Here is a 23,639-nt window from a genome sequence, read left to right as displayed (position 1 = left end):
GGCTCAGCCTTGAACCATGACGGCGGCAGATGTTTTATGGCTTGCGGTATCGACCAAAACCATGGATCCCAACGCCTTTGAGCGGCTATAGGGCAGTGTGATCAGCGCTTGTTGAAAGCTCAGTTGCACATGACCAATTGCATTGGCGGGTAACTCGGTGGCAGGCAAACTTTCCAAGCTGTGAATATCTAGCCGATCGGTAATGCTTGCCACTTTGGCTTTCACCCATTGGTGACCATGCAAAGCCCAGTACACGCGGCCTGCCACCAAGGGTTCGTCATCAAGCCATGCCACGGTGACGTCGAGTTGTTTAATAGGCTGCAAGCTGCTTTGACCAGCCAACAACCAGTCGCCGCGGGACAAATCCACTTCACGATCGAGAACAATGCCAGCACTGTGTCCTGCAGCCACCGAAGTGGGCAGTCGAACCGCAGTCAACACTTCTTTCACAACAGCTTGCTGTCCACTGGGGAAGACGCGCACCGAGTCGCCAACTTGGGCCACACCTGTTGCAACACGACCCCAGTAAACACGGCGTCCTTGCAAGGTGGTGGCGCTGTCGTGGAACTTCTCCACCCATTGCACCGCAAAGCTGAGTTCCTCCTCTTCATCGCTGGTCGTGATGGGAATCTGCTCTAGCAGACTCAGCAAACTGGGTCCGCTGTAGCCACACCAATCAGGCAAGGTGCTGACCACATTCCAGCCTTTGAGCGCCGACATGGGCACCATGGCATGGATATCGATGGCCGCTTCGTCTGCAAAACGCTGCAAGGCTTGTGCGATGTGCATGAAAGCCAGTTCGGGCTTGTCAACGGCATCAAGTTTGTTAATGGCAAAGATGATGGTCGGCACCCGCAGTAACTTCAGCAACAGGCTGTGCCTGCGGGTTTGGGGCAGCAGAGTCAGATCAGCAGACTGCCAATCCACTTTGGTAGCGTCTACCAGCACCACAGCCGCATCAGCGCTAGAGGCGGCTGTGACCATGTTGCGGGTGTATTGCTCGTGGCCTGGTGCGTCTCCGATGATGAACTTGCGCTGCTCGGTGCTGAAATAGCGGTAGGCTACATCGATGGTGATGCCTTGTTCGCGTTCAGCCGACAAACCATCGGTCAACAGCGCCAAATCGGTTTCGCCTTGGCGTTGCACACCCGCCAAGTGGTCTTGCAGAACTGCTTTGGTGTCAACCAAGAGACGGCCAATCAAGGTGGATTTGCCGTCGTCAACAGAACCACAGGTGATGAATTTCAGGGCAGGGCGTGTAGCGGTGCTCAACATCAGAAGTACCCTTCCTTTTTGCGTTTTTCCATGGAGGCGTCTGAGGTTTGGTCGTCCATACGGGTGGCTCCGCGCTCGCTGATGTCAGCTGCCAGCGTTTCAATGACGATGTCTTCAGGTGTGGCTGCTGTGCTTTGCACGGGGCAGGTGCAGGTGATGTCACCCACGGTGCGAAAACGCACTTGGCGTTGCACCACTTCTTCGCCAACACGAGGCGGGGTGAGTTCAGTGACAGGTACCAGCAAGCCTTTGCGGTCGACCACATCCCGGGTGTGCGTGTAATAAATAGAGGGCAAGGCAATGGTTTCGCGGGCAATGTATTGCCACACGTCAAGCTCTGTCCAGTTGCTGATGGGGAAGACGCGGAAATGTTCGCCGGGCTGCAACTTGGTATTGAAGAGGTTCCAAAGTTCAGGGCGCTGCGACTTGGGTTGCCATTGGCCAAAGCTGTCACGGTGGCTGAAGATGCGCTCTTTGGCTCGGGCTTTTTCTTCATCGCGCCTGGCACCACCCATCAAAGCGTCAAAGCGAAATTCCTCAATGGCTTCTAGCAGGGTGACAGATTGGTGGGCGTTGCGAGGTTCGTCAGGGCGAGACAGGCGTACCGTTCCGCGTTTCATCGAGTCTTCCACGCTTCGCACGATGAGCTTTGCCCCCAACTCTTTGGCGCGGCTGTCGCGGAAATCGGTAACCTCACTGTAGTTGTGGCCGGTGTCGATCATCAGCAAGGGGTAGGGAATGCGCCCAATGCCAAAGGCTTTTTCAGCGCACTTGAGCATGACCAAGGAGTCTTTACCACCTGAGAAAAGCAAGGTGGGGCGTTCAAAGGCAGCGGCCACTTCACGCAAGATGAAAATGGTTTCCTCTTCCAACCCATCCAAATGGGCGTTGCTAAGAAGATGTACTTCGTTATTGTTGATAGCGTTCATTTGTTCAAGCCTTTACGTGCAAACCACACTCTTTAGCGGCTTCGTCTTCCCACCACCAGCGACCGGCGCGAAAGTCCTCACCCAAGCTGATGGCACGGGTGCAAGGCGCACAACCAATACTTGGAAAAAATTGGTCATGCAAGGGGTTGTAGTCCACTTGGTTTTCAGCGATGTAGTGCCACACGTCACCCCAAGTCCAGTCCACCAGTGGGTTGAGCTTGGTGATGGCCACGCCGTTGGTCATGTCGGCTTCTTGTGCAGACACTTCGGCGCGGGCTTGCGACTGCTCGCGGCGCAAACCAGTAATCCACGCCTTTTGCCCTTGCAAAGCACGGCCCAAGGGTTCGAGCTTGCGAATACCGCAGCAGGCTTTGCGGTTGGCCATGCTCTCGAAAATAGCCTGTTGACCTGGGTGCTTCACAAAAGCGATGACCGCCTCATGCTGAGGTTTGTAAACCTCAATCGGGGCACTTGAAGTCGCTTGCAAACGCTCTAGCAATGCCAAAGTATCGCTGTGCAATGCACCGGTTTCCAGTACAAACACGGGAATATCCAAAGCCAATTGGTTGATGAGGTGGGTAATGACCACGTCTTCAGCGCCCAGGCTAGAAGCCTGTTTTATGGGCTGCAACTCGGCAGCAGCAGCCTTTAGCTGTGCTTGCGTGGCGGCCAATTTGTCAGCGAAGTTGGCGCTGGGCTTGGCATGCAGTGTGGTGGCTTTGGCGTGCGGTTTCATCGTGCAAACAAAGGTTGGGGTTGATCGACATCGCCTTGGTAGAAAGCGCTGAAGTGAGCCAGCAATTGTCGTCCCTTGGCATGGTCTTGGTCAGCGCGAAGCACAGCACTGGAAAAACCACAGCGTTGCATTTGGCTGAGTTGGTCCACCAGCACGTCGCCAACCGCACGAATGTCGCCTGTAAAGCCGCAGCGTCGGCGCAGCATCAGCGCTTGGCTGAAGGCGCGGCCATCACTGAAAGAGGGGAAGTTCAATTCGATGGTTTGGACACCTGCAAGGTTGTGTACCAGCGGATCTGCATCGTTGGGTAGTTGCAAATCTGCAGTGCGCAATGCATCGGTGTGAGAGAGTAATTTCATGACAGTCTTTCAGGCTGCAGGGCTCAAAGCTTCATCGTCAGAAGGGTGGCGTGCCGCATTGGCAGCTGCTTTGAAAGGCTCAAAACCTACGCGTTGCAAAGCATGAATAAAGGTTTCGCCATGCTGGCGTTGGTCGGTGTAGACCTGCAAAACCGCATCAATCACGTCCACCACCTCGGCAGATGAGAACGATGGACCCACCACTTTGCCCGGTTGCGGCGTACCGCTTAAAGCCGAACCATCCGACCCCGCCAAAGTCACTTGGTACCACTCCTTGCCGTCCTTGTCCACGCCCAAAATGCCGATATGGCCGCTGTGGTGGTGACCACAAGAGTTGATACAGCCGCTGATGTGCAAATCAATTTCGCCGAGGTCAAACAATTCGTCAAGGTCTTGGTAGCGCTCTGTGATGGCCGCAGCGATGGGCAAAGACCGCGCATTGGCTAAATCGCAATAGTCGCCGCCTGGGCAGGCAATCATGTCAGTCAACATGCGGATATTGGGTTTGGCCAAACCTAAGGCCTTGGCTTCTTGGTAAAGGGTGGGCAGTTGCTCAGCGGCCACCCATGGCAAGACCAGGTTTTGGTCATGGCTGACGCGGGCTTCGCCAGCAGAGAACTGCTCAGCCAGCACGGCAGAGGCGTCGAGTTGGTCAGCGGTGGCATCTCCTGGGGCTTGACCTAGCCGCTTGTATGACAGGGTGACCACACGCAAATGCGGGTCGCGGTGGGGTGCCACGTTTTGTTGCAACCAACGTGCGAAGTTGTTGTCTTCATCAGCGGTCTTGGCAAGCAATGCGTGAACTGTCTCAGCAGACTGGTGAGATGTACCCAGCAATGCAGGCGGCACAAAACTGGCGCTGACGCGGTCCAACTCGGCTTGGGTGATGGTGTGGGGTGCGCCATCTTGGGTGAGGATGCGCTGATACTCAGCCTCGACTTGATCCACAAAGGCTTGGCCCTCGGCTTTGACCAAAATTTTGATTCGCGCTTTGTATTTGTTGTCACGACGGCCAAAGCGGTTGTAGGCACGAACCACGGCTTCCAAATAGTTGAGAATTTGGTTCCAAGGCAAAAACTCACGAATGACGCTGCCGATGATGGGTGTGCGGCCCATGCCGCCGCCCACCATGACACGAAAACCCACTTCGCCAGCATCATTGCGCAGCACATGCAAGCCCACATCGTGCCACGCGGTGGCAGCGCGGTCTTCGATTGCGCCGCTGATGGCGATTTTGAATTTGCGCGGCAGGAAGGCGAACTCGGGGTGTAAGGTGCTCCACTGGCGCATGATTTCTGCATAGGGGCGGGGGTCGACGATTTCATCGACCGCCACACCCGCACGTTCATCGGAGGTGATGTTGCGTATGCAGTTGCCGCTGGTTTGTATGCCGTGCATATTGACGCTGGCCAACAGGTCCATCACATCAGCGCTTTTTTCCAGCGGTATCCAGTTGTACTGCAGGTTTTGGCGGGTGGTGAAGTGGGCGTAGCCATAACTCAAAGGGGGCGCAGCAATGCCGCCAATGGCGTTTTGCTTGGTTTGAGCTTCTTGAAACAAGGCGTCGCTGGGGCGGTCGTATTCACGGGCAATACGCGCCAACACCCGCAGCTGGGCGCTGCTCAATTCTCCATAGGGAACTGCCACACGCAGCATGGGCGCATAGCGTTGCACATACCAGCCGTTTTGCAAACGCAAAGGTTTGAACTCATCTTCACTTAACTGGCCATTCAAGCGGCGGGTGAGTTGATCGCGGAATTGGGCGGCACGCTCTTTGATGAAGCGGCGGTCGAAGTCGGTGTATTGGTACATAAGATGTTTAGATAAAAACCAGTTTGCTGCCAGCCCATGCCAACAGCACAGACAAGGCGGAGCGGATAAAGCGTTCGGGTACACGGCTGACCCAATGTGAACCCAGCCAAATACCGGGGATGGAACCTGTGAGTAATAAACCCAGCAGTTGCCAATCCACTGTTCCCAGTGAAGCATGGCCTAAGCCCGCCACCAAGGTGAGCGGCACGGCGTAGGCAATGTCAGCGGCAACGATGCGGTAGAGGGGAAGCTGGGGATAAAGAAGCATCAGCACAGTCACGCCAATCGCACCTGCGCCCACAGAGGTGAGTGTGACCAAAAAGCCAATCACTGCGCCAAAAACAATGGGCAGCAGCGGGTGCTTGGCTTGGTCGATAGGGCGATCCAAAGATTCATCGTTGGCAGCTTCAGTTCGTTGGGGACCTCGAATGGCTTTGTACAAAGTGGCTGCCGCTGTCAGCATCAGGGCAATACCCAAAGTGAAGGTGATGGCCTTTTGTACCAAGGGGTTGGTGGTACCCAAGTTGTGCAACACCCACAGTGTGAGCAAGGCGGCGGGTATGCTTCCCAAGCTCAGGCTCAATACCACCCGCCAAGGGATGATGCGTTGTCGTGCAAAGTTCAACATGCCACCAGCTTTGGTGCCAGCGGCAAATAGCAAATCCGTGCCAACTGCTAAGGCAGGCTTGATGCCAAAGCCAAAAATCAGCAGGGGCGTCATGAGCGAACCCCCGCCAACCCCTGTGAGACCCACAATCAGGCCCACAACAAAACCCGCCAAGATGAATGCAAACTCGTTCATAAGGATATGACTATAACGATTGAATATATAGAGCCCAACTATTTTTTAGTTTTGGGTATATGCGATCTGGCTATAAGTAAACAATTAATCGATCGTTGGTGAATGTGGCCGCAGTGGACAAAATCACCGGTTGTTCTTTCTTTTTGAAGCCGTTATGAAACCCTCCACCCAAAACCATACCCTTAGACATGCCTTGTTTTCCCTGCTGGCGTGTCTCGGTTTGGCCTTGAGCAATCAGGCAGGGGCACAAACCTTGTTGAATGTGTCCTACGACGTATCCCGCGAGTTTTTCAAAGATGTTAACGCTGCATTTGTGGCGAATCACAAAAAAAACAAAGGCGTGGATGTCAAAGTAGACCAGTCGCATGGTGGCTCTAGTGCCCAAGCCCGTGCAGTGAATGACGGCTTGGAGGCCGATGTGGTCACCATGAATACCACCTCGGACGTGGATTTTTTGGCCAGCAACGGTGTGGTCGCTAAAGATTGGGCGAAAAAATTTCCTCATAACGCAGCGCCCACCACTTCGACCATGTTGTTCTTGACACGCAACGGCAACCCCAAAGGCATCAAGGACTGGGACGATCTGATCAAGCCCGGTGTACAGGTGATTGTGGTCAACCCCAAAACGGGTGGCAATGGGCGCATGGCTTATCTGGCTGCTTGGGGTCAGGTACGCAAAAAAGGCGGCTCCGATGCTGACGCTCAAGCTTTTGTGAAAAAACTCTACGCCAATGTGCCGGTGTTGGCCAAAGGCGGGCGTGACGCCACCAATGTGTTTTTGCAGCGAAACATAGGCGATGTGCTGATCACCTTCGAGTCCGAGGTGATTTCAGTGGACCGCGAGTTTGGTGAGGGCAAGGTGGACGCGGTTCACCCCAGCATCAGCATCGTGGCCGAAAACCCCGTGGCGGTGGTGGAGCGCACCACTTCGAAGAAAGGCACTGGCGAGTTGGCCAAGGCTTATTTGGATTACCTCTACAGCGATGAGGCGCAAGAGATTGCCGCCAAACACGCACTGCGTCCGCGCAACGCCGCTGTGTTGAAAAAATACGCTCAGGTGTTTAAGCCCATCAACTTGTTCCAAGTGTCTGACTACTTTGGCTCTCTCACCGAGGCCCAAAAAGTGCATTTCAATGATGGCGGCTTGTTTGACAAAATTTACACGGCGCAATGAATGGGCAGTTTGACTTTGTTTACGCCGCGCCACCAGCCAGCCCGTGTCTTGCCCGGTTTTGAAATCACGCTGGGTTTCACCATTGCTTACCTCAGCTTGATTGTGCTCATCCCACTGTCTGCTTTGGTCTTCAAAACCCTGAACCTTACTTGGGAGCAGTTTTGGCAAGCCGTGACCGCACCGCGTGTAGTGGCCTCGTACAAGCTCACATTTGGAGCGTCTTTGATCGCCGCCTCTGTGAACGCCTTTTTTGGCTTGTTGCTGGCTTGGGTGTTGGTGCGTTACCAATTCTTTGGCAAAAAAATTATCGATGCGCTGGTGGATTTGCCGTTTGCCTTGCCGACTGCCGTGGCGGGCATTTCCCTTACAGCGCTCTTGGCTGGCAACGGCTGGATTGGTCAATATTTAGAGCCCTTAGGAATACAACTTGCCTTTAACCGCAACGGCGTGTTGATCGCGCTCATCTTCATCGGCTTGCCGTTTGTGGTGCGAACGGTTCAACCGATTTTGGAAGATGTAGAAAAAGAACTGGAAGAAGCCGCAACCTGTTTGGGTGCGACGCGGTGGCAAACTTTCAGCCGAGTGATTTTTCCGACCCTTGCACCTGCATTGCTCACTGGTTTTGCCATGGCGTTTGCCCGCGCTATAGGTGAATACGGCTCAGTCATCTTCATTGCCGGCAATATGCCTATGGTGTCAGAGATCACCCCGCTCATCATCATCAGCAAGCTAGAGCAATACGACTACGCGGGTGCCACTGCCGTGGCCTTGGTGATGTTGTGCGCTGCCTTTGTCATGTTGTTGCTGATCAACGGCTTGCAAGCTTGGCAGCGAGCGCGTTCGGGGGCTTCTTCATGAGTGTTCAACACAGAACGCCCACTCACGCCATCAACAGCACAGGTGAACCTGTGTGGCTGCGCCGCACCCTGATCGGTGTGGCTTTGGTATTTGTCGGCTTGTTTCTTGTCTTGCCCTTGGCAGCGGTGTTCACCGAGGCATTGCGCAAAGGCTTTGACGCTTTTTTGGAAGCCTTGAAAGAACCCGATGCTTGGTCTGCCATCAAACTTACCTTTCTCATTACCGCCATCGCTGTCCCTCTGAATTTGGTGTTTGGTGTGAGCGCGGCTTGGGCGATTGCCAAGTTTGAGTTTCGCGGCAAAGCCTTTCTCACCACCTTGGTGGACTTGCCGTTCTCCGTGTCGCCCGTGGTGGCGGGTTTGATTTATGTTTTGGTGTTTGGGGCGCAAGGTTGGTTTGGCCCTTGGCTGCAAGCGAATGACATCAAAGTCATTTTTGCAGTGCCTGGCATGGTCTTGGCCACCGTGTTTGTCACCTTCCCCTTCATTGCCCGAGAACTCATTCCCCTTATGCAAGCGCAGGGCAACGAGGAGGAGCAAGCCGCCATGGTCTTGGGTGCCAGTGGTTTGCAAATTTTTTGGCGGGTGACTTTGCCCAATATCAAATGGGGTTTGCTCTATGGCGTCATTTTGTGCAATGCACGGGCCATGGGCGAATTTGGGGCGGTGTCGGTGGTGTCGGGTCACATTCGCGGTCAGACCAACACCATGCCATTACACGTAGAAATTTTGTACAACGAATACCAGTCGGTTGCCGCATTTGCTGTGGCTTCATTGTTGGCTTTATTGGCCTTGGTGACCTTGGTCATCAAGACCGTGGTGGAGTGGCAGCAGCAACGCCTGATGGCCGAGTTGGCCGCACTGTCACCTGAACGCCCCGTTATCTGAGGAAGATCATGAGCATAGAAATCCGCAACATCAGCAAACAGTTTGGCGACTTCCAAGCCCTGCGCAACGTCAACTTGGACATCGCCTCGGGCGAACTGGTGGCGCTTCTTGGCCCTTCAGGTTGTGGCAAAACCACTTTGCTGCGCATCATTGCGGGCTTAGAAACCGCTGGCCAAGGCAGCATCGCTTTCAGTGGCGAAGACACCACCCACATCCATGTGCGCGAGCGCCAAGTGGGTTTTGTGTTTCAGCACTACGCACTGTTTCGTCACATGACCGTGTTTGAAAATGTGGCGTTTGGTTTGCGCGTGCGACCTAAGCACACACGCCCCACGGAAGCCGCGATTCAAAAGAAAGTGCACGACCTGCTGAATTTGGTGCAACTCGATTGGCTGGGCGACCGTTACCCTTCTCAACTCTCTGGCGGTCAGCGTCAACGCATTGCCTTGGCGCGTGCTTTGGCGGTTGAGCCGCGCGTATTGTTGTTGGACGAGCCCTTTGGTGCCTTGGATGCCAAGGTGCGCAAAGACCTGCGCCGTTGGTTGCGTCGTTTGCACGACGATTTGGATGTGACCAGTATTTTTGTCACGCATGACCAAGAAGAAGCGCTGGAAGTGGCTGACCGCGTGGTACTGATGAATGGCGGCAAGGTGGAGCAGGTGGGCTCACCCCAGCAAGTTTGGGACAACCCTGCCAACCCTTTTGTCTATGGTTTCTTGGGTGACGTCAACCTCTTCAAAGGCCGTACACCCGAGGGTGAAACGCACACCTACATTCGTCCACATGATTTAGATGTGCGGCGCTATGCCACGGGTGACACCGGCATCGTGGCGCGATTGGAGCGAGCATTGGTGGTGGGTTCGGTTGCGCGTTTGGAGTTGGTGCCACATGACGACAGCGCCAAGCCCGATGTGATTGAAGCTGAGATTCCCGCCAATGAATTCCGCGATCAAAACTATGTGGAAGGTGAGTTATTGGTGTTGACGCCTCGCAAGTCGCAGGTGTTTGTGGCGCAGTCTGCATAAGCAAATAACGCTTCTGTCTAAGTTGGTATTTGCATAAGCAACTGACTATTCAATCGTTCCCTTTTATGCATTAAGAAATCAGAATTCCTTCATTGCACTGTTGCATTGCATTTGAAGGAATATCATGAAAAATCGCCGCCTTGTTTTGCAAGCCTTGTCTGCCATTGCTTTGGCAGGTGCTATTCACAAAAGCCACGCACAAGCGCCCATCACTTTATTGAATGTCTCTTATGACCCCACACGGGAGTTGTATGTGGAGTTCAATGCCGCATTCGCCAAGCATTGGAAGGCCACCTCAGGTCAAGATGTGGCAATCAAACAGTCTCATGGCGGATCGGGTAAACAAGCCCGTTCGGTCATCGATGGTTTGGACGCCGATGTAGTCACCTTGGCCTTGGCGGGCGACGTGGACGCCTTGAACAAGCAGGCCTATCTGATCCCACCTAACTGGCAAAAACGCCTGCCACATAACTCATCTCCTTACACCTCCACCATCGTTTTGGTGGTGCGCCAAGGCAACCCCAAAGGTATCAAGGATTGGGACGATTTGGTCAAGCCTGGCATCAGCGTCATCACACCCAACCCCAAAACATCCGGCGGTGCGCGATGGAACTACCTGGCTGCTTGGGAATTCGCCAAACGCAAATACGGTGGTGACGCCAAAGCCAAAGAGTTTGTGACCAAGCTGTTCACCAACGTGCCCATTTTGGACTCTGGCGCCCGAGGTTCATCGGTGACCTTTGCCCAACGCAACCAGGGGGACGTGTTCATCTCTTGGGAAAACGAAGCGTATTTGCTGGAAAAAGAATTTGGCTCCAAGGTGGACATCGTTTATCCGTCCATCAGCATCTTGGCTGAACCACCTGTCACCGTGGTCGATAAAAACGCAGACCGCAAGGGTACTCGCAAAGTGGCTGAGGCCTATTTGCAATATCTCTACAGCGATGAAGGCCAAGACATTGCGGGCAAAAACTTTTACCGCCCCATCAACGAGAAGATCAAAGCAGAGTTTGAAAAGTCTTTACCCAAGATACCTTTGTTCACCATCGAGCAAGCCTTTGGTGGTTGGGACAAAGCAGCCAAAGACCATTTTGCCGATGGCGCGATTTACGACCAAATTTTTCAATCCATCAAACGCTGATCCATTTCTAAAGCCAATCGTTCAGCGCAAGCCATTGCCACGGTCAGTCCACGTGAACCCATGGCGGTCAGCACATACCAGCTGGGTAAGTGCTGAGCTTGCAAAGCACGCGCCACAGGCATTCGGTTAACCGAGGTGCAGCGAACCCCAGACCAGCCTTGCAGTTGGTCTGGGGCTTGCCATTGAGCGTTCAGTTCTTCTGCGGCGCGGGGCAGCAACTGCTGCAATTTGGCCAAGTTCTCTGCATGGTCTTGTGGGGTGACCTCAGCTTTCGCTTCACCACGGTGAAAGGTGGCACCGCTGTACCAAGCCAAGCCCTGCGGGGTAGGCACACCGCTGACAAAGCCGCCAAAGCCATTCACTGCAAAAGGAGGGAATGCTGTGGCAGTGCCTGCGGCGTGATAGCCCCAACTGACTTGCCCCGTCACAGGTATCAAAGGCAATTCAGGCGCATAGGGCAGGTCTGCCAAAAAGTTGCTGGTGTGGGCGCCCAAGGCCAAGACCACCGCGTCATAGCCCAAGACTTGTATCTCCGTGGCAATCAGCGTTTGACCACCTTGAAAATGGATGGCGGGGTGGTCCATCAAAGCATTCACCAAGGCGCTGGGTTTGATCCAAGCGCCATGGGGTTGCCACAGTTGTTCGTGGGGATTGATCTCGTTCAGGCCAGCCTGCGACAGTTGCAGGTCGGTGGGTGTTTGTACCCAGCCGTGCCACACACTGCCCACTTCCAACGGTTGCCATGGTTTTTTCTTGGTGTGCCCGTCTAAGCGACGCTCCAATACCCCGCAGTCCAGCCAGTCTTGACCCTTGACAAGTTGTTTCTCAGCAAACGCCATCACTTTTTGCACCCCTGCGCGGGTGAGTTGCGACAAGGGGTTGTCGTCCACCGACACATGGCAAGACAGCACGCCAATCGGAACACCTGAGGCACCGGCTGCAGTGGCGTGGGCAATATCGGCCACATCCACTTGCCAACCCTTGTCCGCCAAGGCGCGGGCCATGGCGGCACCGGCCACACCTGCACCCACCACCAAGCCGTGGCGAGGAGCGGTCACGGTTTAAGCAGCAGGCGGGGGAACGTAACCTTGCGCAGCGTCAGCGCCATCGCCAAAAAAATGGTTTTCCATTTGACGCGCCAGGTATTGGCGGGCACGCAAATCGGCCAAATTCAGGCGGTTTTCATTGACCAGCATGGTTTGGTGTTTGAGCCATGCCGCCCAAGCGTCTTTGCTGACGTTTTCCCAAATGCGCTTGCCCAAATCGCCGGGGTAAGGGGGAAAGTCCAGGCCTTCGGCCTCTTTTTCAAGCTTGATGCAGTGGACGGTGCGTGCCATGTTGTTCCTCTGAAGGGGTTCGATAAAAGGACTGACTTTAGCAAGCTTTGCAACGGGGTTCTGCCAAAGCGCTAGACTGAGAACTTATTTATTTCTTGAACACCATGTTGAAAAAGTTGCTGCTTGAATTGTCCCCCCGCCAAACATGGGCCTTGGTCGCCTTGGCTTGCATGGGCTTGCTGGGTTTTGGACTGTATTTGCAGCATGTGGTGGGCTTGGAGCCTTGCCCCATGTGCATCGTGCAACGCTACGCTATGACCGGCATTGCCTTGGTGGCCTTGCTGGCGGTGTTTTGGCATACCGGTTGGCTAGGCTATGTTTGGACTGGGTTGGGGACAGTCTTGGCAGCTGGCGGCGCATTTGTTGCCGCACGGCAAAGTTGGTTGCAGTGGTACCCGCCCGAGGTGCTCAGTTGCGGCCGTGATTTTTACGGCATGGTGGAATCGTTTCCCTTGCAACGCGCCATTCCCATGATTTTTCGCGGCGGCGGTGACTGCACCAAAATCGATTGGACGTTTTTAGGCGGCTCAATTGCCAATTGGTCGTTTGTGGCTTTTGTGGCGATGGCCTTATGGCTGCTGTTATTTGCATTTTTGCGTTACAAGCAGCAACCTCAATCCCAGTAGCTGGCTTTGGACAGATCTTGGAATGCATTCACCGCATCGGTTTGCAACTGGTCTAGTTTGTGGGTAATCCAACCGCAGGCAAACCAAGCGCTGGGTTGCGAGTCTCGAAGTAAGCTGAATTTTTCCAAAGCGGTGTACAAATCATTCATATCACCAAGAATGTTTTGCACCTGCGAAAGACCTTTTAAATAAGGATTAAGCCCTTTTAAAGGCAGCAATGCATCGGCAAATTGCATGGCGTACCTGAGTTTTTTCACCCGCTTGCGCAAGTCGTGTCGTGCTTGCATCTCAAGCTGTGCAAATTGGACGCCATCGCGAATAATTTTTTTCTGCCATTTGGCCAGCTTGGCCATCAGGCGTTTCTTCACGCGAGGTGGCGGCGCAACTTGCGCAGCAGGGGGCATGGGTGCCTCTGGTGAAGTGTTGACAAACTCGCACATTCTCAACAGCCAAGATTGATAGAGCGGGTCTTTCACAACCTCCCCAGAGTCATCTTGAACAGTGTCTGCTTCAAACATCAATGCAGGCTGACCAGCAGCTTGCAAAGAGGGCAATAAATCATTGAAAAGAACCTGATTGTCACGCGAGCCACCCAAGCGGCTGAAGTATGTTTTGATTTCTGCTCGTTGCGCCTCAGACGGCAGGGCGCATAAACCGTTGAATACCGACCAGGCGGTGCGCATTCGTCGTATTCCCACACGCAATTGATGCACATGCTCTGTGGTGTCAACCCTGTAAACACCTTGGGTGTCAATCGCTGCAAGCACAGCCGAGTTGCGCACGATTTGGTCTAAACACTCTGCCATCACCAACCGCAAGGCTTGATCAGCGCTCATGTTTGGCATCAGCTGCACTGCTTTTGCGTTTCGGGGCGTCCAATACTTTTCTATTTGCTGTGCCTTGGCGTTCAACACATCGCCAGCATCTTTCGTCAATTCCAAGGCTTTCAACCTCAGCCCCGTTTTGGCCAAAAGATCCCCCCGTTCTGACTTGCTGCGAGCATCCAATACAAGTCCATGCTCGCGTTGCCATTTGGCGGCCATGGCAAACAGTGCGCCCACATCCCCACGCTTGAGTTCGAATTCAACCTCGCGCAGGGGTAACTCCAGTCCCTCTGAACGGATAAAGCCTGTGTCATAAGCAATTTCAACGGTTCCGGATGGAATGCGGCTGTGGCGCATCAGGCGCAAGACCTGAACTTCGTAACACATCGTCAGTGGGCCATTCAGTGTTGAAATGATGGACTCGGCTGGTGAGCCTGTGTAGACAGCCAAATCTAACTCTGGGCCAGGCCTGAGGTGGTTCAGTTCGATGCGGGTCAGCGTTGAATCGCCGCCCGACATTTTGAGAGTTTGAACCCATTGCTCATTTTCAAGTCGCAAACGCAGAGCGACTTTTTGCTTCGCCAAGTGGCGCTGTGGCGTATCAAAATACATCGCTCGCAAATGGATGGTTTGCACCGCACCGCGCTTGAGCGCCTTTTCAAAAGAGGCGCAGCCAGTTTGGGGTACATGCAATTTCAACTCGGTTTCAAAATGTGAGTTCAATTTCAAATTAATCAACGAATTACCTCTTAATGTCAGCCCTGATGTTATGACGCCTGTTAATTCAGTTAGGCTTCACATCACTTTAGTTTTAGCATGTTTTCAGCAGTAAAAAAAATAGCAATGCGGGCGATTCAAAAAATTCAAACATTCATTGAATGTTCTCCTGAGTCAGTTGACGCACAAGCGCTTGCCCAATTGATTTTGTCGCTACAAGCAGAGGCAGATTTGAGTTTGAGCGATCTGTACAAGCTCAATACTGAGCATTTTGATTTGGCTATGGAACTTTTGCGGGATTGGCGTATTGACCGCTTTTACAAAGGAAGGGCTAAGGCGTTTAACCGTGTCAGCACGCCGCCCTTAGATTGTTAAAGCAGGAAAAATTTTTCATTGCCCCTGTTTTTTCACACCCATTACCAATTTGAATAGCTCAGCTTCAATCCTTTGAGCGGACTCACGCAAATGCGGATTGTGGCTTTCACTTCCTGCTCGCCCCATGTCCAGATCGGCTTGAAAACCGTCACGCTCTGGCCAAACATTGCTGAGTACATCAAACCCAGCCTCATCGATAACGATTCTTGCATTTTCAAGTAATCGCTCTGAGCGCCCCACTTTCGAGAGCACCAGTACAACTTTGCTGCCCACCTTGCTGGACTTGGCGAGACGGCGTGCAAGCGCCAATGTAGGCCTCAAATCGTCCATGGAAGTACCTGTGGGCAGGAACACCACATCGCTTTCTTGGCTCACATCGGTGGTCAGTTCATCGGCCAAGCCGCGGGTATCAACTACCACCAAATCAAAATTTTCAACGGTTTTTCTAAGCTTCTTCAAACTTTTGAAGGCCCGCGCTTCAATATCAGGCTCAATACCGTTGCGCAAGCGTGTGGCACTCCACTCAATGCAGGACAGTTGCTCGAGGTCAAAGTCGCCCAGTAAAACGCGGCGTCCCTCGTGCGCTGCTTTAACGGCCAATACCCGCGCAAGCGTACTTTTTCCAACGCCCCCTTTTTGACCCACAAAAGATGCGATTTTCATAAGAGCCCCTTAAACCTTGGTAAGTTAAGGCAATCTATTGAAATCAGGTGTGACTGTCAAGAGAAACTGCGGCTTGCTCCCCTGAGCCAATGTCTCAATGAACTTAATAGACCATGGCTGGGTTTGCGGGTGCTTGTCAGGTAGGCCTCGCTTGTTCGCAAAAAAGAAGGAACAAAACTTGGGTCTGATGGTGCAAGCTCTGTCGTGTCAGCAGATGAAGCTTTATCGACAATCAACTGGGTGACCTCAGTGGTCTTGGACTTTAATTTTAGTAATTGGCTCAACTTGTTGACCGATGAAGAAGTCCACACGGCTGGATGGCTATCGCCGGCTTGGGTCCATATTTTCAAATGAGGAATTCGGCGTTTTGCTTGCTCTGCAATCCCTGTTGGACAAATTGTGCTGTTTTCGTTGTGCAGCAAAGCAACTTTGCCAGAGTGATTTTTTAGCAGTGGGTGAAATTGCATGCTGATTAAATCAAAGTCATAAGGCAAGTCAAAGTGGGTTGCAGCGCTGACCGCCTCAATGGCACGAGGATCAATTTGAATATCATCGAATACAGATGACGTCGCATTCAATTGACGGTAGAGGTCAATCAATGCAGACCAGTGCAGGCTCATTCCGATATCGTTGAGGACCAAGCTGTCAACCTGTCCATTCAAGTGCTTTGCCAAATGCATGGACAAGATGCCCCCCATGCTGGTTCCTATCAGGTGCAACTTTCTGCTTGAACTTGGATGAATCGACCTGAAAAGAGTTGCAATCAAGTCTTGCGTATCCGCTAGGTATACGGAGGTTGAATAATTTTCATGGATTGGCAATGGATCCGACTTGCCTCTGCCACAGTAATCCACCGCCAACCAACAGCAATCATCTAGATTAACGGCATGGTCAAAAAGCGAATAAAAACTCGAGCCAGTTTCGAGTAGCCCCGGCAGACACAAAAAAACATGCTTGGCGCTGAGTTCACCCTGCTGGGTATAGGCTATTCGACGTGAGGAGCTGCCCGAGTTAACGGTATGAAACAGCGTTTTCGGGAGATCCTGCACTGATCACTCTGCTGTGCTGACTTCAATATCGTCGATATCGCTCGTATCCATCGCTGCCATTTCGGCATATTGTTGGCCATTGAGTTGGTGCTTGTAAGCACGGTGGGCATGGAGATCACAGCTCACTTGGTCGTCATTGGCATAGGCTTCAGCCGCAATTTCATGGTGTTTGGCTGCTTGGGTCAGGTGGTAGGCCGCCATTCGGTGGCACTCATCAGGCGTTTCAAACTCTTCTTGATATTCATCAACCAATTGCGCAAATTCTTCTGGCTGTGTGGCTTCCATGTGATGACTCCTTGGATGGGTTGAGTTAACTGACCCTTAGAGTGTTAGTTCATCTATATGAAGACTTAATGACGAGGCTTGGGGTTAAGTTAAGTCAGTTTTTTAACCAAGACCACACTTCTACGGTCGAGGTTGTATTTGCGCTGACGCGCTTCGGGCAACCAGTCGATGGTCGCTTGCACAAAGCCGCGTTTTAAAAACCAGTGCATGGTTCGGGTGGTCAGCACAAAAATGCTCTCCAGCCCTTTGCTTTTGGCACGTTGCTCGATGCGGCGCAGAATTTTTTCGCCGTCACCTTGACCTTGCGAATGGGGCGAAACAGTGAGGGCGGCCATCTCACCGGTGCGGTTTTCGGGGTAGGCATAAAGGGCGGCGCAACCAAAAATAACGCCATCGTGTTCGATGACGGTGTACTCGCCAATGTCGCGTTCCATCTCAGTGCGTTCTCTGCGTACCAAGGTGCCGTCGTTCTCAAACGGCTCGATGAGTTGCAGCACGCCGCCCAAGTCGTCCGAGGTGGCTTCGCGCAAACTCTCAAGCCGCTCATCCACCACCATGGTGCCAATGCCGTCATGCACATAAATTTCTAGCAAAAGAACGCCGTCGACTGTGAAGGGCAAGATGTGGCTGCGCTCAACGCCGGACTTGCAAGCTTTCACACAATGCTGCAAGTAAAAACCGATGTCGGTAGGCTGGGTAGCCATGGGCAGACGGGCCAGCAGTTTTTCTGCTTCATCCAAAGGCATTTCGGTGTCGATGGGGTTGTCTTCGCTGGCAGGTTCCGTGGGATTGCTGCGAATGCCCGCTACCTCGGTGACAAAAATCAGCTTGTCAGCAAGCAGTGCGGAGGCTACCGAGGTGGCTACCTCTTCCATGGTCAGGTTGAACGCTTCCCCTGTGGGCGAAAAGCCAAAGGGCGAGAGCAACACCATCGAACCAAGGTTGAGGGTTTGCACAATGCCCGCCACATCCACCTTGCGCACCAAGCCCGAGTGTTGGAAGTCCACGCCATCCACAATGCCCACGGGGCGTGCGGTGATGAAATTACCCGAGATGACGCGGATGGGGGCACCCGCCATGGGCGTGTTGGGCAGGCCTTGGCTGAAAGCGGCTTCAATTTCATAGCGCAGTTGACCCGCTGCCTCTTGGGCGCAGTCCAGCGCCACGCTGTCGGTAATGCGCATACCGTGCGAGTATTTGGGCGCATGGCCTTTGGCCAGCAGTTGTTCATTCACCTGTGGGCGAAAGCCATGCACCAACACCACCTTCACGCCCATGCTTTGGATCAGCGCCAAGTCTTGCACCAAGCTGGGCAACTTGCCCGCAGCAATGGCTTCGCCTGCAATGGCCACCACAAAGGTTTTGCCGCGGTGCATATGGATGTAGGGCGCGACCGAGCGGAACCAAGGGACGAAGGTGAAATTGAAGACAGTGGACATGGTTTATCGGCTCACAAGGTAAAGGTTTTCAGCGGGCAAGATTTTTTTGAAATCACGATCAAAGGTGTGCAGTATTTGACCCCATTGCAAAGCACAGGCGGCGATCCACACATCGGTTGATGAATCTGGGTTCACGTCCGTTTGCAGGCTCAGGTCTCTGAAGCTCGGCCAGTCACTGCCTGCACCCTGAAACACCACGCCGGGTGCGCTCAGCAGCGCTTCCACAAAATCAATGGCCTGCAGCAAACTGCTGGGCAGTTGGAAAATTCTGCGATTGGTAACGATACGAATAAAGCCTGCCACAACCACACCAAACAGCATGATGGACGATTGGTTTGGCCGCTCTGAAGCCAGTTTCAATTGCGCTTGCAAATGGTTGAAGGCCATGGCGTGATGCGGATGATCCAGCCTCATGGCCGCCACAAGCAAATTGACATCAGGTGTCATCTGAGTTTGAGGATGTCCATGTCGGCGTCCATGGCTTCATAGAAGGAACGGTTGCTGCTGGGGTCGATGCCTGGCATCAAACCGCCACTGCCACCCGTGGGCAACTTGGGGATGACAGCCGGCGCAGTGGGCAGGTCTTGCCGCACATAGGCCGCCAGCATTTCGCGCACTTTCGCGCTGAGCGATGTGCCTTCTTGAATAGCCTTGATGCGGGCTTGTTTGATGAGGTTTTCGTCCAACGAAATGGTGAGATTGGCCATAAGGGGCTCCTTCAACACGGTTTCACATAAACAAGTGTAGCACGTGAAACTGTGTCGTGGGATAATTTGCCGCGTGACATTGCCCACCCCACTAAAGCCCTTGGTCATTGACTTTCCCGAGAACCTGCCCGTCAGCGAGCGGCGCGAGGACATCATGGCGGCCATCGAGGCGCATCAGGTGGTCATCGTTTGCGGCGAAACCGGTTCGGGCAAAACCACCCAGTTACCCAAAATGGCTTTGTCGCTTGGGCGAGGTGGCAAGAAAATCATTGGCCACACCCAGCCGCGCCGCATTGCTGCCACATCGGTTGCCAAGCGCATTGCCGAGGAGCTGAAAACCCCGCTGGGCGAGGTGGTGGGCTTTAAGGTGCGTTTTCAAGACAAGCTGTCGCGTGACGCCTCGGTCAAGCTGATGACCGACGGCATTTTGCTGGCCGAGACCCAAACAGACCCGCTGCTGCAGGCTTACGACACCCTCATCATCGACGAGGCGCATGAGCGCAGCTTGAATATTGATTTCCTTTTGGGCTACCTCAAGCAAATACTACCGCGCCGCCCCGACCTGAAGATCATCGTCACCTCGGCCACCATCGACGCTGACCGCTTCGCCCAGCATTTCGCCAGCAGGCACGGCCCCGCGCCAGTGCTGATGGTGTCGGGGCGCACCTTCCCGGTGGAGATGCGCTACCGCCCTTGGGAAGAAAGCCGCGAGTATGACTTAGGCAACGCGATTTCAGACGCAGTGGACGAGTTGTGGACAGGCGCACCGCGCGGCGACATCTTGGTGTTTTTGCCAGGCGAGCGGGAAATCCGTGATGCTGCCGAACACCTGCGAGGCCACTTGGCCCACAACGCCTACACCCGCCATGTGGAGGTGCTGCCGCTCTTTGCTCGGTTGTCGCAAGCCGAGCAAGAACAGGTGTTTGAAACCGGCGGCGCACCGCGTATCGTGCTGGCCACCAACGTGGCGGAAACCTCGCTCACCGTGCCGGGCATCCGCTATGTGGTCGATGCCGGTTTGGCGCGGGTCAAGCGCTATAGCTTTCGCAGCAAGGTCGAACAGCTTCTGGTGGAGCCCATCAGCCAAGCCGCAGCTAACCAACGTGCGGGTCGTTGTGGCCGTGTGGCCGATGGCATTTGCATACGCCTGTTCGACGAGAAAGACTTCAACGCACGCCCACGTTTTACCGAACCGGAAATTTTGCGCAGCTCCTTGGCGGGCGTCATTTTGCGCATGATGTCGCTGCGGTTGGGGGATGTGGCGGACTTTGCGTTTTTGGAAGCGCCGCGGCCCAAGGCCATCTCAGACGGGTTTCAACTGCTGAATGAGCTCGGCGCGGTCACTGAGGACAACAGCTTAACGCCCATGGGCAAAGAGCTGTCCAAATTGCCGCTAGACCCACGGGTGGGGCGCATGATTTTGGCCGCTCGCGAGCAACAGGCTTTGAACGAGGCTCTCATCATCGCCTCGGCGCTGAGTGTGCAAGATGTGCGAGACCGTCCATTGGCAGCTCAAACTCAAGCCGACCAAGCCCACGCCAAGTTCAAGGACGATAAAAGCGAGTTCAGCGGCTATTTGCGTTTGTGGGATTGGCTGCAGGCTTCAAGAGGCGGCGATGGTGAAACCCACAAACTCAGCAACCGCCAACACGATAACTTGCTGCGGCAAAACTTCATCAACATCCGCCGCTGGCGGGAATGGCGCGATGTGCACAGTCAACTGTTGACAGTGGTGAAAGAGCAGCGTTGGGTACTGAATGACAAACCTGCCAGTTACGAGCAACTGCACTTGGCCATGCTGAGTGGCTTGTTGGGCAACATCGGTTGGAAGCAAGACGAGGAAGACATCTACCTCGGTGCGCGGGGCATCAAGTTTCACCGCCATCCGGGCGCGCATTTGCGCAAAAAACCTGGCAAGTGGCTGGTATGCGCCGAGTTGGTGGAAACCACCCGACTTTTTGGGCGCGGCATTGCGAATATCGAGCCCACTTGGCTAGAGCAGGTGGGCTCGCATCTGCTGAAAAAGCAACTGCTAGACCCCCACTGGGAAGCACGCCACGGCGACGTGGTGGCCTTCGAGCGTGCCACGCTCTACGGCTTGGTGGTTTACAGCGGGCGAAGGGTGCCATTTGCCAAGGCCGACCCTGTGCTGGCGCGGCAAATTTTCATTCGCGAAGCGCTGGTGGAGGCACAGTGGCAAACGCCTTTGGCCTTCATGGCCGCAAACAAAAAGCTGATCAGCCAAGTGATGGAGTTGGAACACAAATCTCGCCGCCAAGACGTGCTGGTGGACGAGGCCATGATTCAGGCGTTTTACGAGCAGCATTTGCCAGACGATGTGTGTAGCTGCAAAACGCTGGAGCGTTGGCACCGCGAAGAGCTGCGCCGTCGCTCGGCTGCTGGGGACACGACCGAGCCGTTGTTAATGACTCGGGATAGCCTGATGCGCCACGAGGCGGTGGGCATTACCGCGCAAGCCTTTCCCAAGATGGTGCGTTTGGGCGGCACCGACTGCCAAGCCACGTATCTGCATGACCCTGGCGACGCCAAAGACGGCATCACCGTGACCGTGCCCTTGTTTGTGCTTAATCAAGTCAGCGATGACCGCGCCGAGTGGTTGGTTCAGGGGATGTTGAAAGACAAAATTCAAGCGCTTTTGAAAAGCCTGCCGCAAAAACCCCGTTCTCGCTTTGTGCCCTTGCCGGAGAGCGCCAAGCGTTTGGCAGACGAGTTGTCTGCCCCCGAGGTGTTTGGCGCGGGCGGTTTGACCGACGTGCTGTTGAAAAAAGTGCGGGACGAGACCAGCTTGGACGTCAAGCGCAACGATTTCAAGCTAGACATGCTCAGTGCCCACTTTTTCATGAACTTCAAAGTGGTGGACGAGCACGGGCGGCAACTGGGCATGGGCCGCAACCTTGGTGCGCTGAAAGCTGAACTCGGCGCTCAGGCGCGGGGTGCGTTTCAGGCGCTGGCTGGCCTGAAGGTGAAATTGGGGTCAGATACCGATACCGAGAAATTGGGGTCAGACCCCAATTTTGCGAAGCAAAACTCTGGAGCTGACCCCAAGATTGCTGGCCTTAAAGTCCCCCCTCGCTCTTCGCTGAAGAATGTCAAACACGCTACGTGGTCCTTCGGCGAGCTGCCTGAGTTGATGGAAATCAGCAAAGGCGGCCAGACCTTGGTGGGTTTCCCCGCGCTGGTGGACTTGGGCGACGGTGTGAGCATCGAGGTGTTTGACGAACCCGACGTCGCCGCCACCAAGCACCGCGCTGGTCTGCGCAGGCTGTTTGCGCTGCAAATCAAAGACGCACTGAAGTACCTTGAGAAAAACATCCCCGATCTGCAAAAAATGGCGGTGGCCTATATGAGCCTGGGCACATCGGAAGAACTGAAGCAGCAAATACTGGATGTGGCGCTGGAGCGCGCCTTTTTGGTGGAACCCCTGCCTAATGACGAGGTCAGCTTCAAACGCCGTGTGGACGAGGGACGGGGACGGCTCACGCTGATTGCCAACGAGGTGGCACGGTTGGCAGGCGGCGTGTTGCTGGAGTTTGGCACGGCCACCCGAAAAATCAAAGACACCAAAAACGCCCCCGACACCACCGCAGACTGCACCCAGCAGCTGCAACGCTTGTTGCCTAAAAACTTTCTTGTTGCCACCCCGTGGCCGCAGTTGCAGCATTGCGCGCGCTACCTGAAAGCCATCACCCTGCGGCTGGACAAAGTGCGAGCCGATCCCGCCCGAGATGCTCTGCGCTTGGCAGAACTCAAACCCTTGGAGCAAAAGTACTGGCGCTTGGTGGCCGATCGCAAAGGCCAGACGGACGCGCGTATGCTGGAATTTCGGTGGCTACTGGAAGAATTGCGGGTGAGCTTTTTCGCGCAAGAGCTGAGAACCCCGCAGCCTGTGAGTGTGAAGCGGTTGGAGAAGGCTTGGGGGCAGTTGAATCATTGATTGTTTTTTATAAACAAATTGTTTATGATTCAGTCATGATTGAAAGCTTTGCCAGCGATGAAACCGAAAGCTTGTTTGCCACGGGCAAGTCGCGTCGCTTTCCGCCAGAAATTCTCAAGCGAGCGCTGATGAGGTTGACCCAACTTCATGCGGCAACTGATATTGATGACTTACGTATGCCGCCCTCCAACAGGCTTGAAGCACTGGTTGGCGACTTGGCCGGTAAATGGAGTATTCGCATCAATGACCGCTGGCGTCTGTGTTTTCGATTCTCCAGCGGAGATGCCTTTGAAGTTGAAATTGTGGACTACCACTGAGGAGCAATGAAGATGACCAGCCCCAAACCAAAGAATGGCCTGCCGGCTATTCACCCCGGCGAATTTCTTCGCGAAACGTTGGAAGAACTGGCCTTGACCCAGGTCGCTTTTGCGGACGCCATCGGCGTGTCGGCGATGCGTGTGTCTCATCTGCTGAAAGGTGACCGACCTGTAACCGCCGAATTGGCATTGCGCATAGGCCGCTCCCTTGGGCAAACCCCCCAATATTGGCTGAACCTGCAAACTGCCTACGACTTGAAGCTGGCGCAAATTGAGATGAAGGATGCGCTGAAAGATGTCAGGTTGTTGGCTGTGGATTAAGTGTGAAGCGGTTAGATAAGGCTTGA

General features: G+C 54.1%; 25 protein-coding genes. 10 read left to right on the top strand and 15 right to left on the bottom strand.

Annotated features, from left to right (window positions below):
- Positions 1-3: 3 nt before the first annotated feature.
- The 6 genes from AC9UEO_RS10620 to AC9UEO_RS10595 are packed head-to-tail and all read right to left on the bottom strand — an operon-like array spanning position 4 to position 5,913.
- The gene (locus AC9UEO_RS10620) at positions 4-1,275 is read right to left on the bottom strand and encodes a sulfate adenylyltransferase subunit 1 (protein ID WP_509533004.1); all 1,272 of its coding nucleotides are present in this window, start codon (positions 1,273-1,275) and stop codon (positions 4-6) included.
- On the bottom strand, positions 1,275-2,204 hold the full coding sequence (gene cysD, locus AC9UEO_RS10615) for a sulfate adenylyltransferase subunit CysD (RefSeq protein ID WP_509533001.1): 930 nt from the start codon (positions 2,202-2,204) through the stop codon (positions 1,275-1,277). The genes AC9UEO_RS10620 and cysD overlap by 1 nt, the downstream gene beginning before the upstream one ends.
- 4 nt (positions 2,205-2,208) lie before the next feature.
- Positions 2,209-2,940: a phosphoadenylyl-sulfate reductase gene (locus AC9UEO_RS10610; protein ID WP_509532998.1), complete on the bottom strand. Its 732-nt coding sequence runs from the start codon at positions 2,938-2,940 to the stop codon at positions 2,209-2,211.
- Positions 2,937-3,299: a DUF934 domain-containing protein gene (locus AC9UEO_RS10605; protein WP_509532996.1), complete on the bottom strand. Its 363-nt coding sequence runs from the start codon at positions 3,297-3,299 to the stop codon at positions 2,937-2,939. Before AC9UEO_RS10605 ends, AC9UEO_RS10610 begins: the two co-directional genes overlap by 4 nt.
- Positions 3,300-3,308: 9 nt before the next feature.
- Entirely contained in the window at positions 3,309-5,111 is a 1,803-nt protein-coding gene (locus AC9UEO_RS10600; protein WP_509532993.1) for a nitrite/sulfite reductase, read from the bottom strand.
- Positions 5,112-5,118: 7 nt separating this feature from the next.
- Positions 5,119-5,913 carry a sulfite exporter TauE/SafE family protein gene (locus AC9UEO_RS10595; protein WP_509532991.1) on the bottom strand — a complete coding sequence of 265 codons (795 nt, stop codon included), beginning with the start codon at positions 5,911-5,913 and terminating at the stop codon, positions 5,119-5,121.
- A gap of 154 nt (positions 5,914-6,067) precedes the next feature.
- Here AC9UEO_RS10595 and AC9UEO_RS10590 point away from each other — a divergent pair, with 154 nt between their 5' ends.
- From AC9UEO_RS10590 to AC9UEO_RS10570, 5 genes are all read left to right on the top strand, one after another.
- Positions 6,068-7,087 (top strand): sulfate ABC transporter substrate-binding protein, encoded by a 1,020-nt coding sequence (locus AC9UEO_RS10590; RefSeq protein ID WP_509532988.1) that lies wholly within the window; start codon positions 6,068-6,070, stop codon positions 7,085-7,087.
- Positions 7,088-7,945, top strand: a complete 858-nt coding sequence (gene cysT, locus AC9UEO_RS10585) for a sulfate ABC transporter permease subunit CysT (protein WP_509532985.1) — start codon at positions 7,088-7,090, stop codon at positions 7,943-7,945.
- The gene (gene cysW / locus AC9UEO_RS10580; protein WP_509532982.1) at positions 7,942-8,832 is read left to right on the top strand and encodes a sulfate ABC transporter permease subunit CysW; all 891 of its coding nucleotides are present in this window, start codon (positions 7,942-7,944) and stop codon (positions 8,830-8,832) included. The genes cysT and cysW overlap by 4 nt, the downstream gene beginning before the upstream one ends.
- Positions 8,833-8,840: 8 nt before the next feature.
- Positions 8,841-9,857, top strand: a complete 1,017-nt coding sequence (locus AC9UEO_RS10575; RefSeq protein ID WP_509532979.1) for a sulfate/molybdate ABC transporter ATP-binding protein — start codon at positions 8,841-8,843, stop codon at positions 9,855-9,857.
- 124 nt (positions 9,858-9,981) lie between these two features.
- Entirely contained in the window at positions 9,982-10,998 is a 1,017-nt protein-coding gene (locus AC9UEO_RS10570) for a sulfate ABC transporter substrate-binding protein (protein ID WP_509532976.1), read from the top strand.
- Here the strand turns inward: AC9UEO_RS10570 and AC9UEO_RS10565 are convergent.
- Both AC9UEO_RS10565 and AC9UEO_RS10560 read right to left on the bottom strand, forming a co-directional pair.
- Positions 10,980-12,056, bottom strand: a complete 1,077-nt coding sequence (locus AC9UEO_RS10565) for an FAD-dependent oxidoreductase (protein WP_509532973.1) — start codon at positions 12,054-12,056, stop codon at positions 10,980-10,982. The two genes, AC9UEO_RS10570 and AC9UEO_RS10565, sit on opposite strands and share 19 nt — an antisense overlap.
- Positions 12,057-12,059: 3 nt before the next feature.
- Positions 12,060-12,335, bottom strand: a complete 276-nt coding sequence (locus AC9UEO_RS10560) for an oxidative damage protection protein (RefSeq protein ID WP_509532970.1) — start codon at positions 12,333-12,335, stop codon at positions 12,060-12,062.
- A gap of 104 nt (positions 12,336-12,439) precedes the next feature.
- Between AC9UEO_RS10560 and AC9UEO_RS10555 the strand changes: the two genes are divergently transcribed.
- Entirely contained in the window at positions 12,440-12,961 is a 522-nt protein-coding gene (locus AC9UEO_RS10555) for a disulfide bond formation protein B (RefSeq protein WP_509532967.1), read from the top strand.
- Here the strand turns inward: AC9UEO_RS10555 and AC9UEO_RS10550 are convergent.
- Positions 12,949-14,514, bottom strand: coding sequence for a CYTH and CHAD domain-containing protein (locus tag AC9UEO_RS10550; protein WP_509532964.1), 1,566 nt, complete (start codon positions 14,512-14,514; stop codon positions 12,949-12,951). The two genes, AC9UEO_RS10555 and AC9UEO_RS10550, sit on opposite strands and share 13 nt — an antisense overlap.
- An 87-nt stretch (positions 14,515-14,601) precedes the next feature.
- On the opposite strand from AC9UEO_RS10550, the gene AC9UEO_RS10545 reads away from it, so the two are divergent.
- Complete coding sequence (locus AC9UEO_RS10545; RefSeq protein WP_509532961.1) at positions 14,602-14,877, top strand: hypothetical protein; 276 nt, start codon at positions 14,602-14,604, stop codon at positions 14,875-14,877.
- A gap of 15 nt (positions 14,878-14,892) precedes the next feature.
- Here AC9UEO_RS10545 and AC9UEO_RS10540 read toward each other — a convergent pair whose 3' ends face one another.
- The 6 genes from AC9UEO_RS10540 to AC9UEO_RS10515 all read right to left on the bottom strand — a co-directional run bounded on the left by AC9UEO_RS10540 (position 14,893) and on the right by AC9UEO_RS10515 (position 19,020).
- Positions 14,893-15,540 carry a ParA family protein gene (locus AC9UEO_RS10540; RefSeq protein ID WP_509532959.1) on the bottom strand — a complete coding sequence of 216 codons (648 nt, stop codon included), beginning with the start codon at positions 15,538-15,540 and terminating at the stop codon, positions 14,893-14,895.
- A gap of 56 nt (positions 15,541-15,596) precedes the next feature.
- A complete protein-coding gene (locus AC9UEO_RS10535) occupies positions 15,597-16,589 on the bottom strand; it encodes an alpha/beta fold hydrolase (protein ID WP_509532956.1) in 993 nt (330 codons plus the stop codon).
- A 3-nt stretch (positions 16,590-16,592) separates the two neighbouring features.
- Entirely contained in the window at positions 16,593-16,874 is a 282-nt protein-coding gene (locus tag AC9UEO_RS10530) for a hypothetical protein (protein WP_509532953.1), read from the bottom strand.
- Between the two features lie 89 nt (positions 16,875-16,963).
- Entirely contained in the window at positions 16,964-18,313 is a 1,350-nt protein-coding gene (gene argA, locus AC9UEO_RS10525; protein ID WP_509532951.1) for an amino-acid N-acetyltransferase, read from the bottom strand.
- A 3-nt stretch (positions 18,314-18,316) separates the two neighbouring features.
- Positions 18,317-18,760 (bottom strand): TA system VapC family ribonuclease toxin, encoded by a 444-nt coding sequence (locus AC9UEO_RS10520; RefSeq protein WP_509532948.1) that lies wholly within the window; start codon positions 18,758-18,760, stop codon positions 18,317-18,319.
- A complete protein-coding gene (locus AC9UEO_RS10515; protein WP_509532945.1) occupies positions 18,757-19,020 on the bottom strand; it encodes a hypothetical protein in 264 nt (87 codons plus the stop codon). The genes AC9UEO_RS10520 and AC9UEO_RS10515 overlap by 4 nt, the downstream gene beginning before the upstream one ends.
- Before the next feature lie 154 nt (positions 19,021-19,174).
- On the opposite strand from AC9UEO_RS10515, the gene hrpA reads away from it, so the two are divergent.
- Genes hrpA through AC9UEO_RS10500 form a run of 3 tightly spaced genes read left to right on the top strand, consistent with a single transcriptional unit; the run spans position 19,175 to position 23,613 of the window.
- Positions 19,175-22,975 (top strand): ATP-dependent RNA helicase HrpA, encoded by a 3,801-nt coding sequence (gene hrpA / locus AC9UEO_RS10510; RefSeq protein ID WP_509533081.1) that lies wholly within the window; start codon positions 19,175-19,177, stop codon positions 22,973-22,975.
- A 35-nt stretch (positions 22,976-23,010) separates the two neighbouring features.
- A complete protein-coding gene (locus AC9UEO_RS10505; RefSeq protein ID WP_509532942.1) occupies positions 23,011-23,292 on the top strand; it encodes a type II toxin-antitoxin system RelE/ParE family toxin in 282 nt (93 codons plus the stop codon).
- Positions 23,293-23,304: 12 nt separating this feature from the next.
- A complete protein-coding gene (locus AC9UEO_RS10500) occupies positions 23,305-23,613 on the top strand; it encodes a HigA family addiction module antitoxin (RefSeq protein ID WP_509532939.1) in 309 nt (102 codons plus the stop codon).
- Positions 23,614-23,639 lie beyond the last annotated feature (26 nt).

Source organism: Limnohabitans sp. (genome assembly GCF_040401495.1).
Taxonomy (GTDB): domain Bacteria; phylum Pseudomonadota; class Gammaproteobacteria; order Burkholderiales; family Burkholderiaceae_C; genus Limnohabitans.
This window is presented reverse-complemented; position numbering and strand designations above follow the sequence as displayed.

What these genes read in the sequence shown, in the direction of transcription:
- cysD (WP_509533001.1), bottom strand. Translation starts at nt 2,204, where the DNA reads ATGAACGCTATCAACAATAACGAAGTACATCTTCTTAGCAACGCCCAT.
- AC9UEO_RS10555 (WP_509532967.1), top strand. Translation starts at nt 12,440, where the DNA reads ATGTTGAAAAAGTTGCTGCTTGAATTGTCCCCCCGCCAAACATGGGCC.
- AC9UEO_RS10595 (WP_509532991.1), bottom strand. Translation starts at nt 5,913, where the DNA reads ATGAACGAGTTTGCATTCATCTTGGCGGGTTTTGTTGTGGGCCTGATT.
- AC9UEO_RS10545 (WP_509532961.1), top strand. Translation starts at nt 14,602, where the DNA reads ATGTTTTCAGCAGTAAAAAAAATAGCAATGCGGGCGATTCAAAAAATT.
- AC9UEO_RS10610 (WP_509532998.1), bottom strand. Translation starts at nt 2,940, where the DNA reads ATGAAACCGCACGCCAAAGCCACCACACTGCATGCCAAGCCCAGCGCC.
- AC9UEO_RS10560 (WP_509532970.1), bottom strand. Translation starts at nt 12,335, where the DNA reads ATGGCACGCACCGTCCACTGCATCAAGCTTGAAAAAGAGGCCGAAGGC.
- AC9UEO_RS10590 (WP_509532988.1), top strand. Translation starts at nt 6,068, where the DNA reads ATGAAACCCTCCACCCAAAACCATACCCTTAGACATGCCTTGTTTTCC.
- AC9UEO_RS10620 (WP_509533004.1), bottom strand. Translation starts at nt 1,275, where the DNA reads ATGTTGAGCACCGCTACACGCCCTGCCCTGAAATTCATCACCTGTGGT.
- AC9UEO_RS10520 (WP_509532948.1), bottom strand. Translation starts at nt 18,760, where the DNA reads ATGACACCTGATGTCAATTTGCTTGTGGCGGCCATGAGGCTGGATCAT.
- cysT (WP_509532985.1), top strand. Translation starts at nt 7,088, where the DNA reads ATGGGCAGTTTGACTTTGTTTACGCCGCGCCACCAGCCAGCCCGTGTC.
- AC9UEO_RS10605 (WP_509532996.1), bottom strand. Translation starts at nt 3,299, where the DNA reads ATGAAATTACTCTCTCACACCGATGCATTGCGCACTGCAGATTTGCAA.
- AC9UEO_RS10575 (WP_509532979.1), top strand. Translation starts at nt 8,841, where the DNA reads ATGAGCATAGAAATCCGCAACATCAGCAAACAGTTTGGCGACTTCCAA.
- cysW (WP_509532982.1), top strand. Translation starts at nt 7,942, where the DNA reads ATGAGTGTTCAACACAGAACGCCCACTCACGCCATCAACAGCACAGGT.
- AC9UEO_RS10505 (WP_509532942.1), top strand. Translation starts at nt 23,011, where the DNA reads ATGATTGAAAGCTTTGCCAGCGATGAAACCGAAAGCTTGTTTGCCACG.
- AC9UEO_RS10570 (WP_509532976.1), top strand. Translation starts at nt 9,982, where the DNA reads ATGAAAAATCGCCGCCTTGTTTTGCAAGCCTTGTCTGCCATTGCTTTG.
- hrpA (WP_509533081.1), top strand. Translation starts at nt 19,175, where the DNA reads ATGGCGGCCATCGAGGCGCATCAGGTGGTCATCGTTTGCGGCGAAACC.
- argA (WP_509532951.1), bottom strand. Translation starts at nt 18,313, where the DNA reads ATGTCCACTGTCTTCAATTTCACCTTCGTCCCTTGGTTCCGCTCGGTC.
- AC9UEO_RS10530 (WP_509532953.1), bottom strand. Translation starts at nt 16,874, where the DNA reads ATGGAAGCCACACAGCCAGAAGAATTTGCGCAATTGGTTGATGAATAT.
- AC9UEO_RS10500 (WP_509532939.1), top strand. Translation starts at nt 23,305, where the DNA reads ATGACCAGCCCCAAACCAAAGAATGGCCTGCCGGCTATTCACCCCGGC.
- AC9UEO_RS10540 (WP_509532959.1), bottom strand. Translation starts at nt 15,540, where the DNA reads ATGAAAATCGCATCTTTTGTGGGTCAAAAAGGGGGCGTTGGAAAAAGT.
- AC9UEO_RS10600 (WP_509532993.1), bottom strand. Translation starts at nt 5,111, where the DNA reads ATGTACCAATACACCGACTTCGACCGCCGCTTCATCAAAGAGCGTGCC.
- AC9UEO_RS10515 (WP_509532945.1), bottom strand. Translation starts at nt 19,020, where the DNA reads ATGGCCAATCTCACCATTTCGTTGGACGAAAACCTCATCAAACAAGCC.